The organism is Paenibacillus sp. W2I17 (genome assembly GCF_030815985.1).
In the GTDB taxonomy this organism is placed as follows: Bacteria; Bacillota; Bacilli; order Paenibacillales; family Paenibacillaceae; genus Paenibacillus.
In genome coordinates this window covers 6,747,863-6,762,326 of sequence record NZ_JAUSXM010000001.1, presented here as the reverse complement: position 1 = coordinate 6,762,326, position 14,464 = coordinate 6,747,863, and the positions used below count along the sequence as shown (strand labels likewise).

Below are 14,464 nucleotides of genomic sequence, written 5' to 3'. Positions count from 1 at the left end.
ACCCCTCTAGTCTACTCGATTCTGTAATGGTGCTATTTGTAGTGCTTCGACCACGTCCTCCAGCTTCATGCCTCTTGAGGCTTTGAACAAGACAACGTCTCTGGGATGTAGTTTCTCCAGTAGATAACGGGTCATTTCTTCTTTATCTATAAAAGCATGCACAGCCTCTGCCGGCATATGCTTTCTTGCTCCTTCAGCAATATGTGCTGATAGCGGGCCATATACGAGCACCATGTCCATTTTGGCAGATGTAATATACTCACCAATTCCAAGATGCAAATCCTGCTCCTGAGGACCGAGTTCAAGCATATCACCAAGCACAGCCACTTTCATGCGGTATCCTTTCAGACCTTCTAGTACATCAATTGCGGCCTTCATGGAGGTTGGACTTGCATTGTATGCATCATTTAGCAGGGTTAGACCACTAACGCCTTGAGTAACCTCAATACGCATGCCTGTCAGTTTCAAGCGAGACAATCCCGCGGCAATCTGCTCCGTCGTCACTTTGAAATGACGGGCTACAGCGAGGGCAGCCAGACAGTTAACGACATTATGCGTTCCCAGCAGAGGGAGCGTAAATGCATGATCTCCATACTGTTTGGTGGTGAAAACAACCCTGTTCTGCGCATTCATGAGTCCGGTAGGATAGTCATCATTATCGGTTTGCAGACCAAATGTAAACCGCTGCAATCCATCGGGTTGTTTCGTTGCGGGTTCTTCAAGAACTTGCGCAATTAAAGGCTCGTCTCCGTTGTAGATCAGTAACCCGCCAGGCTTCAATCCCGCGGCAATCTCGGCTTTGGCTCTGGCAATCTCCAATCTGGACCCCAGCTGAAGCAGATGAGATTCACCAATATTCGTAATGATTGCTACATCAGGCTGCGCAATAACCGACAAATCGTTAATCTCCCCGCGACCACTCATACCCATCTCCAAAATGATAATCTCGGTATTCGGGTCCATGCTTAGTACAGTCAGTGGTAAACCAATGTGATTATTGAAGTTTCCTTGCGTCTTATGCACTTTGAACGTCGTTGAGAGAATGGCATCAACGATGTCCTTTGTTGTTGTCTTGCCGTTGCTGCCTGTAATGCCGACTACAGCCGCTTTATTCTCCGTTAGATAAGCAGATGCGAGTGCTTGCAGTGCGACAAGTGTGTCGTCAACAACAATGACAGCTCCTTGTGGCGGAATACCATGATCCTTTTGCCAGATCGCGCCTGCAGCCCCCTTTTCCAGACAGGCTTGCACAAATTCGTGTCCGTCAAACCTTTCACCCACTAGCGGAATAAATAAACTGCCTTCCAGAGGTTTACGCGAATCGGTAAACACCCCTTCGACCATTACATTGCCATGAGCGGCAACGTCACTTAATGTTCCTCCACACATCTCGGCCAATTGTGCCAATGTTCTTTTTATCAATTGGATTTGCCCCTTATCGCTTCTTTGGCTATGATTCGGTCATCAAAATCGGTTTTGGTTGTGCCGATAATCTGATAGGTCTCGTGACCCTTGCCCGCAATCAATACTACATCGGCTGGGCTTGCCATTTCAATAGCTTCATGAATCGCCTGGCGTCGATCCACAATCATCGTATAACGTTCAGCAGGAACGGATTCTTCAATCAGGCCCTGTTCAATGTCTTTGAGAATCAGATCCGGATCTTCTGTCCGTGGATTATCGGAAGTAACCAGTACAAAATCACTATAATTCGCAGCAATTTTCCCCATGAGAGGGCGTTTGGTACGGTCCCTGTCACCACCACAGCCAAACACGCAAATTACACGTCCTTCGGCAAATTCTTTCACCGTCCGCAGCACATTCTCCAGTCCATCCGGTGTATGGGCATAATCGACAATAACAGCAAATGGCTGCCCTTCGTCCACTCCTTCAACACGTCCATCCACGCCCGGAACCGTCTCCAGACTGCACTTGATCTCTTCCAGCGGAATACCCTCCACCAGCGCTGCAGAGATGGCTGCCATTGCATTGTACACATTGAATTTGCCTACCATACGCAAGCGAATATCCGTACTGCCTGCAAATGTATCCACGTGGAAAGAAGTTCCCTGAGACGTGATTGAGATTTGGGATGCGCGTACATCCGCCTTTTCACCCATGCCATATGTAATCACTTCAGCCGCAGTCACAGAGATGAAATAAGCCGCAGCCGGATCATCTGCATTGATGACAGCGAATTTACGCTGTGAGACATCTTCCGTATAACCGTTACCCAGACGTGCAAAGAACAATCCTTTGGCCCCGCGATATTCCTCCATGGAATGGTGGTAGTCCAAATGATCCTGCGTCAGGTTAGTGAATACGGCAGTACGGAAATTTGTTCCCTTTACTCGCCCTTGTTCCAATGCGTGAGAAGAAACTTCCATAACACAGCATTCCGTACCCTTCTGAACCATATCATGCAGACTACGCTGCAGATCAAGCGCCTCTGGTGTTGTTCCTGACATCGGGTAGGTGCGACCGTCATACCGCATTTGAATAGTACCGATTAATCCCGTCTTGCGTCCGTAATCACTCATGATTTTTTCAATCAAATAGGTGGTCGTTGTTTTTCCGTTCGTTCCCGTTACACCAATCATATTCATTTTTTGGCTTGGCGAGTCAAAAAAGAAATCTGCCAGAACAGCCATCGCAAATCGGCTGTCCTTCACCAGCAATTGTGGTACAGGCAGGTCCAGCTGCCGTTCAACCACCAATGCAACTGCACCGGCATTTACAGCTTTTTCTGCATAATCATGACCATCTACCGTATGTCCCGGAAGACAGATAAACAGATCACCCGGTTTTACCTGCCGGGAATCTGTCTGAAGGTTTTGACATTCTGTATTTGATTCGCCCACGAGGCGGGCGGTGGTCAGCATCGATGCAAATTGTTTTAAAAGCACATGAATAACCTCACTTTTCCAATTATACTTCTGTTTTAACATATGTCTGTATTTATTAATATCGTCAATACAACCCAATAATGAAACGCACATGGATGAATTTTGTTGCGCTAGAAGCCTCAAACTACCCCTAAGTCCTGTTATTCATCCTTTGTGTGATCATGTGCATCATTCAGTACATCCCCCATATAAATGCGGATGGTTGATCCCTGATCTACCCTCGCCCCAGGTTTGGGTGCCTGATTAATCACGTATTTACCACTGCCAGACTTCGCCAGCATAAAATTCATGTTCAGGTCTTCGTACAGATCTTCAACAGTAGCTCCTGTCAGGTCTGGGACTGTCACGATTTTGGTTTCACCATACTTGTATTCTTTGGCGACCTGATCCTTCCGAACAGGGACATTCATATAATGCAAAGCATCTTCAAGGATGTTCTGCACAATCGGGGCGGCAACCACACCTCCGAACTGAATTCCTTTGGGATTATCAACTGCGGTATAGACCACAATCTGTGGATCATCTGCTGGTGCAAATCCGATAAAGGATACGATATGCTCGGTCGAGGAATAACGTCCGTTGATAACCTTCTGGGCTGTACCTGTTTTGCCACCGACCCGGTATCCATCAATGAATGCTGGACGCCCGGTACCTTTTGCAACAACACTCTCGAGTGCTTCACGTACTTGTTTGGATGTATTCTCCGAGATCACCTGACGAACCAGTTCCGGCTTGGCTTCTTCCATGACTTCCCCTGTGACCGGATGGACCCACGCTTTCGTAACATAAGGCTTGTAAAGTTTCCCCCCATTGATGGCCGCTGACACAGCTGCTACTTGCTGAATGGGCGTTACGGATACACCTTGACCAAAAGCCGTTGTTGCAAGCTCGACAGGTCCCACTCTGGACAGTTTGAACAGAATTCCACTGGCTTCTCCGCTGAGGTCGATCCCTGTCTTGGTACCGAAACCAAAGTCTTTAATATAGGAGAAGAGCGATTCTTTGCCCAGCCTCTGCCCCAAAGCCACAAAGCCCGGGTTACATGAGTTCTCCACAACTTGTAAGAAGGTCTGACTTCCGTGGCCGCCCTTTTTCCAGCAACGCAGACGGGCTCCACCCACCTCAACATATCCGGGATCAAAAAATTGATCCTGTTGCAGATTGACCTTTTTCTCTTCAAGCGCTGCCGCCAAAGTAATGATCTTAAATGTGGAGCCCGGCTCGTAGGTCATCCAGATCGGTAAATTGCGATTGTATATCTCCGCTGGATATTGCTGATAATCGGCAGGTTCGTATCCCGGCCTGCTGGACATCCCCAAGATTTCACCCGTTTTGGGATTCATCGCTATGGCCAATGCTGAGTTCGCCTGGAACTTCACCATGGCCTGATCCAGTTCTCTCTCCATGATGGACTGAATGGATTTATCAATGGTCAGCTTGAGGTTAAGGCCGTCCTTCGGTTCCACATACTTCTCGGATGAGCCCGGCATTAGCCTTCCGGCCGCATCGGACAAGTAGGACACACTGCCATTCAAACCATTCAGCTTATCATCATATTTCTTCTCAACACCCGTTAAGCCCTGATTATCAATGCCCGTAAAACCAAGAATATGGGCAGCCAAATCATCATAAGGATAAAAACGTTTATTGTCCTCAGCAACAACGATACCCGGAAGCTTCAAATCACGGATGCGCTGAGCTTTCTCCATCGTAATTTTGCGGCCGCCGGGTTGTAGTCGTACAATGAGTTCTCGTTTCTTGATGGTTGCGAGCACTTTTTCTTCCGTCATCCCAAGCAATGGGGCCAGCGCTTTAGCTGTCGTTTCAGCTTCTTTAACCTGAGCCGGAATAGCCATAATGGTTGGTGTTGTCACATTATAGGCCAGAGAGGTTCCATTTCGATCCAGGATCTCCCCCCGCTTGGCTGAGTAAGGAATATTACGCCGCCAGGATTCTTCTGCTTTTGCTGACAATTCAGGGCCTTCCCCGAGCTGTACATAAGCAAGCCTGATCATCAGGGCCGAAAATAACAAAACTAAAATCATTAAACTCCATAGCAACCTGCGCCGCAGATTTACGCTTGATCCCTTCACGAAAAGATCCCCCCACTCGTCCCAAAATCATGACATTCGTTCCATTCATGAATATTCAGGACAACCGGGGGTTAGAACAAGCTGTCATAGCTCCCTAAGGAAGCGAAGCTCCGTTTGTTGCTGGATCGTCAGAGGATTCGGATTCATTGGCAGGAGCTTTGTTGTTATCTGTTTCTTCTGTTCCGTCTGTTTCGTCGGTTTTAGCTTCTCCGCCCGAAGGCTCTTGTTCCTTCACTTCAGCTTCTGACGACGGATCAGAAGAGATCGGAGCCTCATCGGCTATACCTGTCACTGCAGCTTTGGCAGTTTGCAAGTTCAACTGTACAGTTCTCTGCTCACCTGCGACCTGCTCGGTTTGCTTCACGACATAGCCCTCACCCTTGACCGTAACCCCCACCTTCATGAGAGAAAGTACTTCAAGGGCATCACGCAGAGATTCACCTGTTAGATCGGGAATCTTCATCTTGCTGCTTTCTTCCGTTAGCAGATAGATTCGTTGGCCTGGATTCATAGAGGCGCCAGCAACCGGATACTGCCGAATTACATTATCACCTTGACCAAGAGTAACATAAGCAATACCTGCGCTTAGAAGCTGGCTTCTGGCTTGTTTGGCTGTCTTGCCACTCAAGTCAGGCGCCTTGGCTTGCACGACAGAGACTTCTTTTGACTTTTTGTCAGGAGTTTTGGCTGTATCTTTGGGTATTCCCATGTATTGAAGAGTCTGGCTGACAATCTTTTTGAACACTGGGGCAGCTGCAGTTCCTCCCCCAATGTTGGTTCCATCCGGTTGGTCAATGACAACAAGTATAGCAATCTTCGGATTATTCACGGGCGCGAATCCAATAAACGATACAACGTCTTTCGACTTGCTGTATGCTCCGTTAACAACCTTTCTTGCCGTACCTGTCTTACCAGCTACACGGTAACCTTCAATATAGGCGTTACGACCGGTACCAATCGTCTGATCTGCAACCACTTGTTCCAGATAACCACTCACCAGTTTGGAAGATTCCTTGGAAATCACCTGACGGACAACTTTGGGTTTGATGACTTCCGTTGTTCCATCATTCGGGTTCTTGATCTCCTTCACCAGATGCGGCTCCAGCAATTTGCCGCCGTTGGCAATCGCAGAGATGGCTGCGACCTGTTGAATTGGTGTTACCTGTACAAGACCATGCCCATAGGCTGCCGTGGCAATCTCGGATTTGTAAACCAGTGGCTTGATCGGGGACGCTGCCTCATTTGGCAGATCAATACCCGTCTTTTTGCCGAAACCGAATTCGTCTATGTAATGACGCAGACGTTCACCGCCAAGCATGTTGTAACCCAAGTTAACAAAAGCAATGTTACTTGACCGTTTAACACCTTCTAGATACGAGATCCAACCATAGGCATGACCATTATCACTAATCGGGAAACCACCGATATACATGCGTTTGGATTCAAAACTTGCATTGGGATCAAAGAGTTTTTCTTCAACAGCCCCTGCTAGCGTAACTATTTTGAATGTACTACCTGGCTCATAGATGGATTGAGTAGCATGGTTGATAAAATTCTTTTGATCAGGTGTACTTCCATACGTATTCGGGTTAAAGGTTGGCCAGTTCGCCATCCCCAGAATTTCCATGGTGTTTGGGTCCGCAGCAATGACCGTCATGCTCAATGGATTATACTTGGCAACGGCTTCTTTCATTGCATCCTCAATGTAGAACTGGATCGTATCATCGATGGTCAGCGTAAGGTTCTTACCGTTCTGAGGTGGCAGATAGTTATCCTGTGAATCCGGAAGTTTAATGCCTTTGGCATCCTTCTGATAATTCAGATATCCATCTGTACCTGTCAGTGCTTCATCATATGAGACTTCAAGTCCATTGACAGCTTTCCCATCACGGCTCATATATCCCAAGAGGTGAGAAGCAAGTGTTTCTTCAGGGTAAAAACGCTTCGACTCCTGAGCCATCACAATTGCATTACGCGCCTTATATTCATCATGCAGTTCTTCACGCAACTCGTTGACTTGTGCCGCAAGTTCAGGACTTATTTTATATCCTTCACTGCGTACTTCACGCTGCTGAAAAAACTCACCATCTTTTTTCTTCGCTGTGACCAGAGCGCGCATCTCACTCTCATTTTTCCCAAGAAGGGTAGAGAGTTTCTCCGTAACAACATCCTGAATTCCGAGTTCATTAATTAATAACGGATTAACAGAAACCGTATACGCAGGGGCATCAGTAGCCAAAATATTTCCATTTCGATCCGTAATCGTTCCACGTGCAGCCTTAATCGTCTGTTCCCGCTCTACCAAACCGGCTGCCCGTTCCTGCCATACACCGCCATTCACAACTTGAATGAAAAAGATTCGGGTTACGAGTACAAGAAAAAAGAGGGTAATACATCCCCCTATAAGCAACGTGCGCATCTTTATTCTTTTTATCATCGGAACACCTCTTTACTTACTGCTTGCTGTATTTGAGGACGATTCAGTACCAGTTGATTTCGTACTTGTTGAGCGAGGTACATAAATGACATCCTTACCGGAAGCTTCAACGTAACCAAGTTGTTTTGCATTTTCGATGACCTGGTTGTTCAATGTTTCTTTTTCCACCTGCAGGTCTGCAATCGTCTTTTCATACACCTTGATATCCGAAATAGTGGACTGCGCCTGCTTGTTCAGATCATAGATATGAGCATAACGAGACATCAAGGCTCCTCCAACAAGGATAACTGCAACCAGGGTAATCAGATACAAAATCTTCTCGCGTGCCGGAAGACCCGTACGACGGGTCACCACTTTGGTGGTTTCTTTGTATCGTTGCTGGGTCACACGTTCCTGGGACGCTTTTTCTTTTACAGCGAGATTACCACGTGTATATGCCATACTCCGATTCTCTCCTCCACTCTTGATCTACAATTTCTCGGCTACGCGCAGCTTGGCTGAACGAGCACGTGAATTTTCGGTCAATTCCGTTTCCGTTGGAATCAACGGTTTTCTGTTAACTAAACGCAGGGTCCCCTTGCCGCCGCATACACACAACGGAAAATCGGGTGGACATGTACATTTTTCCAGATAACTGCTGAAAATCTGTTTACATATCCGATCCTCAAGGGAGTGGAAGGTAATAACAGATACACGTCCTCCTGGTGCCAGACAACGAACAGCCTGATGCAAGCCTTCTTCAAACGCACCCAACTCATCGTTGACGGCAATGCGTAATGCCTGGAAGCTGCGTTTGGCAGGATGTCCACCAGTACGGCGAGCTGCCGCCGGGATGCCTTCCTTGATCAGTTCCACGAGTTCACCTGTTGTCTCAATGGTAGACTGCGCTCGTTTTCCGACGATAACACGGGCAATTCTCCTCGAAAATTTCTCTTCACCATAGCGATACAAAATTCGAGCAATCTCTTCTTCTGGCCACTCATTCACAATCTCTTTGGCCGTCAGCATTGCATCCTGGTCCATTCGCATATCGAGCGGAGCATCGTGATTGTAGCTGAATCCACGTTCTCCTTCATCAAATTGCGGGGATGACACACCCAAGTCGTACAAAATACCGTCGACCTGTGGTGCACCATCCTTCATTGGTACATCCAGATCCTTGAGTACCTGTTCCAGATCCCGAAAATTGGTTTTCACCAATGTTACACGTTCTCCATAAGCTGCGAGCTTCTCGCGAGCATTATCCAAAGCCCAATCATCCTGATCAAGTGCGATCAGACGTCCCCCTGGACCGAGCTTGGAAGCAATCACGGAGCTATGTCCGCCACCGCCTAAAGTGCAGTCCACGTATATACCGTCCTGCTTGATGTTTAATCCCTCTGTTGCCTCTTCTTTGAGTACGGTTATGTGGTGAAACAACCTGCACCCCTCCTGACTTTATAAATCAAAATTAAAATCGACCAGCTTTTCGGCAATGTCGTTGAATGCTTCTTCGGATTGATTGAAATAACTCTCCCATATGCCTTTGCTCCAAATCTCCACCCGGTTCGACACGCCAAGAACAACACAATCCTTGTCCAGCTTGGCATACTCTCTTAAATTGCCCGGCAGATTTACCCTGCCCTGTTTGTCCAGTTCACATTCGGTTGCACCCGAGAAAAAAAACCGGGTAAACGCACGTGCATCAGATTTCATCAATGGCAGTGCTTTGAGCTTCTGTTCCATGACCCCCCACTCCTCCATGGGGTACACGAAAAGACACTGGTCCAAACCCCGTGTGACAACGAAAGACGGTCCCAGAGATTCGCGGAATTTAGCCGGAATGATAATCCGACCCTTATCATCAATGCTATGTTGGAACTCCCCCATAAACATTGGCCCACTCACTCCTCACCCGTTTCTCCCACTTTGCCCCACTTTCCACCACCTAAGCATAATAGATTCGCACAAAAAAATCAAAACCCTTCTTGCATGACTTGATTTTTTAATTTTACAGCATAAAAAAACGTCCTTGATCCTGTCACTCAGGATCAAAGACGCTTCCCTTAAACGGGCAATCGTATGTCTACCCGCACATGAGCCATATCATCAATAAACCATTCTATACCTATTGAACCATTTCATCAGCTTGTAATTATTGGATATTGCTTAAAATTTCCAGCTATCCAGGTATTTCTCTTGCTCAGCTGACAAGGAGTCGATGCCAATATTCAGGCTTTCAAGTTTATAGCTGGCAACCTGCTGGTCAATATCATAAGGTACATTAACAACGTTTTTACCCAAGTCTTCATAATTCTCACTTACATAACGCAGACCAAGTGCCTGCAGGGCAAACGTCGTATCCATGATTTCGGCAGGGTGACCATCTGCTGCACCCAGGTTCACAAGACGACCTTCTGCAAGAAGATACATTTTACGACCATCTTTGAAACGATATTCCTCAATGTTGCGACGAACTGTGCGAATCGATTCCGAACGTTTAGCCAGTTCAGGTTTATTCACTTCAACATCAAAGTGACCCGCATTACTCAGGATCGCTCCATCCTTCATCACATCGTAATGCTCACCTGTGATAACATCCTTATTGCCTGTAACTGCGATAAAGAAATCGCCCAATTTGGCGGCTTCCACCATCGTCATGACCCGGAACCCGTCCATGTGTGCTTCTACCGCTTTGATTGGATCGATTTCGGTTACGATCACATTCGCACCAAGACCTTTGGCGCGCATCGCTACACCTTTACCACACCAGCCATAACCTGCTACCACTACGTTTTTACCAGCGATAACCAGGTTGGTTGTACGAATAATCCCGTCGAATGCAGATTGTCCAGTACCGTAGCGATTGTCAAACAGATACTTGCAGTATGCGTCATTAACCGCAACCATCGGAAACTTCAATTGGCCTTCTTTCGCCAATGCTTTCAAACGAATAATACCCGTTGTCGTTTCTTCTGCTCCTCCGCGAATTGTTGCTGCGAGGTCAGGGCGCTCGGATGCAATAATGGTTGCAAAGTCTCCACCATCATCAATAATGAGATCAGGCTTCACCTCAAGCGCACGCAGTTGCAGTGATTTGAATTCCGCAGGCTCCGGATTGTACTTCGCATACACCGTAACCCCGTCTTCCACCAATGCTGCGCAAACATCATCTTGTGTAGACAATGGATTGCTATGCGTAATTGTTACTTCTGCACCACCAGCTTGGATCACTTTTGCCAAGTAAGCTGTTTTCGCTTCCAGATGAAGACAAATCGCAACCTTCAAACCTTTGAAGGGCAGATCCTGTTCGAACTGGCGACGAATGCGGTTCAGTACCGGCATATGGGCTTCTACCCAATCAATTTTCAGGTGACCCTCTGAAGCGAGTCCCATATCTTTAACAATACTGTTTTGCAATGCAGGTGTAGTCATTTCATATCCTCCTCGTTTATCTGTTTCTTCTATTATAAAGGACTCTATAGTGCAATAACCTTGTGCTCTCCAAGGAATTCACTTGAGGCCTTAATCAGTTCATCGATCCACTCGGTGCCATAACGATTCAGGTAAAAGAGTGCATTATGTACTCGTTCCTGTGGTTTGCCCGTTGGGAATAAGGAGTTCTGAATGCCGTTCCAGTGCCTTAGACTCACATTATGTTTATCTTCGATAGCTTTGTGAGTCTGTTGCTTCAGATACTGCATTTGCTCGTTGATTTTACTCAAATTGGTATCGCCAATTCGTTCCAGCCCAGGATGAATCTCCGCGATCTCATCTAGCAACGGTCCATACAGATCAAGAAACGCCTCCTGAACCTTGTCAAACTGTTCATCTACCTGGAACGTCTCCTGCTGTGCGAGCCACTGCTCCTTCTTTTCTTCCATATGATATTGAACATCCTGAAAAGAAAGTCCATATTGTTTCATATGTTTGTGATGAATATCTTCCATAATGGTGAAAGATAACCGCGGCAACAAAATGGGCATTTGCAGTCCAAACTGACGGAATGCTTCCCGAGTCAAACCCCAATATGCAATTTCACCTTGCCCCAAAATAACAGCGGCTACAGGCAAAACGGAATCCTGCATCAATGGCCGGGTTAATACGTTGTTACTAAAGCGCTCAGGATGTTCCTCCAGCTCCTGGAGCAGACGCTCCTCTGTGAAAGAAACCAGACCTTTACGGTCAGTATACAAGCCATCCTTCAACGTCAAAAGCAACCGCGCGCCTTCATGGATATAGAACAGATTGGCTCCATCCTCCGCCACTTCGGCAGGCATAGCATAACCAGCTTGTTCTACCAACGAAGATCCTTGCATATAAGCGTTACGCAACACTTCATTACTACGGATCAGCCGTTCAAAAACAGGCTGTTCCAATCTGCGCAAGTCTGGATCTGATGCATCCATTAGAACAAGTCCACTGCTGGCAAACAAAGCAGATATCATGCGGGCAAAGGCATCACTTAGATTCGAACTGGATTGATGGATCTCTGTGATGCATTTCATCAATCCTGGTTTATGTATCGTATCAGGTAACAGATGTTCCACCTGTTCGATTACATTCATCCATTGTTCCGTATCCACTTGAACATTACTCACAGAATCCCTTCCTGCGAATCGTCCTTGTAACTTAACTTTCTTCATGTCTCCCTGGTGATCAGGCAGATACGTATGGTTAACTTCATCCCAGTCATGGTCTTCACCCGCGATCCAGAACACTGGAACTACCGGGCGTTGAAGCCTCTCTTCGGCTTCACGCGCAGCTGCCACTACGCTGGCGGCTTTGTATATGACAAACAGTGGTCCGGTGAGCAAACCACTTTGCTGTCCTCCTGTAACCACCAATGCACCTTGTTCTGCCAAACGTGTGATGGACGCATGAACCTCCCCATGGTCGTTCACCCGTTTATTATATATACGTAAATACTCTGCCAGATCACGACGATCAATACGTGTGTTTTCCGATTGGTCCAACCACTCGGCACGCGCCTGAAGTCCTGATTCCCAGCGAATGTCATACTCGTAAAGGCCACGCGCAGCATCTCTTGAACAGATATAATCTTCTGCAAGTTTAGATCCACTGCGGAGTGCCTCGGTAATACCGTTCATGAGGTCTGCCTCCTATTCTGCTTCAAAGAGCCTTTCTTGATTGTACCGAATTCAGGGTCGCTTCGTCAAAAGAAAGTAATTAAAAAAACAAAAAAACCGCCGAACAAGTCGGCGGCAATTAATACATCAATAATAGCATATCACTTTAGAAATTCTATTATACGTAAGGTTCTGCAACCCAGTGACCTTTGGAAACCTCAATCAATTGAGCATTTTCCAGGTTGTACGGGTCATTAGCAGGACCGCCAGATCCATTCTGAATCGGGCTCATATGCTCATCCGGCAGCAAGATGCGACGCTTGTTCGCTTCCACTTCCGGATCAGGTACAGGGATCGCTGAAAGCAATGTTTTGGTGTAAGGGTGAACAGGGTTCGCATACAGTTCTTCACTTTCTGCGAGCTCAACCACTTTACCCATGTACATTACAGCTACACGGTCACTGATATGTTTAACCATCGACAAGTCATGCGCAATAAACAGGTATGTCAAGCCGAGACGTTGCTGAAGTTCTTCAAGCAATTTAACGACCTGCGCCTGAATGGATACATCCAGTGCAGACAATGGCTCATCACAGATGATGAATTTAGGGTCTACAGCAAGCGCACGCGCAATCCCGATCCGTTGTCTTTGACCACCGGAGAATTCATGTGGATAACGCAGTGCATGACTTGGGTTCAAACCTACCAGATCAAGCAGCTCCTCCACTCGTCTCTTACGCTCTTTAGAGCTGGAAGCCAGGCCATGAATATCCAGGGACTCCCCGATAATATCCATTACGTTGAAACGCGGGTTAAGGGATGCATACGGATCTTGGAAGATCATCTGCATATCTTTACGCATTTCTTTCATTTTGCGCGGGGACAACTTGTAGATATCCGTTCCGTTAAAGTTAACATTTCCACCCGTTGGCTCGTAAAGACGCAGAATAGTACGACCTGTTGTGGATTTACCACAGCCGGACTCGCCTACAACGCCAAGTGTTTCACCTTCAAAGATATCAAAGCTTACATCATTGACCGCTTTGAGAATGTTACCTTTACCCAAATTAAAGTACTGTTTCAAGTTTTTCACTTGTACCAGAGGCTTATTGCTGCCTTTGATAATACCAGCCGGAGCTGGTTTTTCCTTTTTGGGCTCGTCCAGACGAGGCAAAGCATTCAGCAATTTAATGGTGTATGGATGTTGAGGGTTACTAAAGATTTCAGCAGTTGTTCCTGTTTCAACAACTTCGCCTTCCTTCATAACAACAACACGGTCACACATACCCGCTACGACACCAAGGTCATGCGTAATCAGCATGATCGATGTTCCCAGCTTTTGCTGCATGTCTTTCATGACATCCAGAATTTGAGCCTGAATTGTAACGTCAAGTGCAGTTGTCGGCTCATCCGCAATCAGAAGGGATGGACGACATGCAAGCGCGATCGCAATCATTGCACGCTGACGCATACCACCAGAGAATTGGTGAGGATAATGATTCATGCGAATAGCCGCATTTTTAATACCTACAAGTTCCAGCATCTCCAAAGCCGCTTTATTCGCCGCTTGTTTGGACATGTTCTGATGCTTGCGCAATACTTCAGTAATTTGTTTACCAATTTTAATGGTAGGATTCAATGAAGTCATTGGATCTTGGAAGATCATACCGATATCTTTACCACGAATCGCTTCCATTTGTTTGTCTGTCTTATTCAGCAGGTCTTGCCCGTGAAAAGTAATTTCTCCGCTTTTGACCTTCGAAGGCGGGGAGGGAATCAATTTCATGATGGTTTGGGCGGTAACACTCTTACCACTACCCGATTCACCTACGATCCCCAGCGTCTCTCCTTTGCCAAGTTCAAAACTCACATGTTTAACGGCATCAAATTCACCAGAACGTGTTGAGAACGACACACTCAGGTCTTTGACTGTTAAAATCGGCTCCATAATCCCACCCC

The 14,464-nt window shown here is 46.8% G+C and carries 10 protein-coding genes; all 10 read right to left on the bottom strand.

Translation table 11 applies throughout. The annotated features are described in order from the left end of the window. Nucleotides 1-6: 6 nt before the first annotated feature. Nucleotides 7-1,419: a UDP-N-acetylmuramoyl-tripeptide--D-alanyl-D-alanine ligase gene (locus QF041_RS30035; RefSeq protein ID WP_307417089.1), complete on the bottom strand. Its 1,413-nt coding sequence runs from the start codon at nucleotides 1,417-1,419 to the stop codon at nucleotides 7-9. Further along, a complete protein-coding gene (locus QF041_RS30030; protein ID WP_307416736.1) occupies nucleotides 1,419-2,906 on the bottom strand; it encodes a UDP-N-acetylmuramoyl-L-alanyl-D-glutamate--2,6-diaminopimelate ligase in 1,488 nt (495 codons plus the stop codon). The genes QF041_RS30035 and QF041_RS30030 overlap by 1 nt, the downstream gene beginning before the upstream one ends. 140 nt (nucleotides 2,907-3,046) lie before the next feature. Beyond that, entirely contained in the window at nucleotides 3,047-4,999 is a 1,953-nt protein-coding gene (locus tag QF041_RS30025; RefSeq protein WP_076211545.1) for a stage V sporulation protein D, read from the bottom strand. Nucleotides 5,000-5,093: 94 nt separating this feature from the next. After that, entirely contained in the window at nucleotides 5,094-7,436 is a 2,343-nt protein-coding gene (locus QF041_RS30020; protein ID WP_307416735.1) for a penicillin-binding transpeptidase domain-containing protein, read from the bottom strand. A gap of 12 nt (nucleotides 7,437-7,448) precedes the next feature. Continuing rightward, nucleotides 7,449-7,877, bottom strand: a complete 429-nt coding sequence (locus QF041_RS30015) for a hypothetical protein (RefSeq protein WP_036614881.1) — start codon at nucleotides 7,875-7,877, stop codon at nucleotides 7,449-7,451. 27 nt (nucleotides 7,878-7,904) lie between these two features. Further along, nucleotides 7,905-8,855, bottom strand: a complete 951-nt coding sequence (rsmH, locus tag QF041_RS30010; RefSeq protein ID WP_036614882.1) for a 16S rRNA (cytosine(1402)-N(4))-methyltransferase RsmH — start codon at nucleotides 8,853-8,855, stop codon at nucleotides 7,905-7,907. An 18-nt stretch (nucleotides 8,856-8,873) separates the two neighbouring features. Next, complete coding sequence (mraZ, locus tag QF041_RS30005; RefSeq protein ID WP_307417088.1) at nucleotides 8,874-9,311, bottom strand: division/cell wall cluster transcriptional repressor MraZ; 438 nt, start codon at nucleotides 9,309-9,311, stop codon at nucleotides 8,874-8,876. 273 nt (nucleotides 9,312-9,584) lie between these two features. After that, on the bottom strand, nucleotides 9,585-10,850 hold the full coding sequence (locus tag QF041_RS30000; protein ID WP_307416734.1) for an adenosylhomocysteinase: 1,266 nt from the start codon (nucleotides 10,848-10,850) through the stop codon (nucleotides 9,585-9,587). A 44-nt stretch (nucleotides 10,851-10,894) separates the two neighbouring features. Next, on the bottom strand, nucleotides 10,895-12,526 hold the full coding sequence (bshC, locus tag QF041_RS29995; RefSeq protein WP_307416733.1) for a bacillithiol biosynthesis cysteine-adding enzyme BshC: 1,632 nt from the start codon (nucleotides 12,524-12,526) through the stop codon (nucleotides 10,895-10,897). A gap of 157 nt (nucleotides 12,527-12,683) precedes the next feature. After that, a complete protein-coding gene (locus QF041_RS29990; RefSeq protein ID WP_307416732.1) occupies nucleotides 12,684-14,453 on the bottom strand; it encodes an ABC transporter ATP-binding protein in 1,770 nt (589 codons plus the stop codon). Nucleotides 14,454-14,464 lie beyond the last annotated feature (11 nt).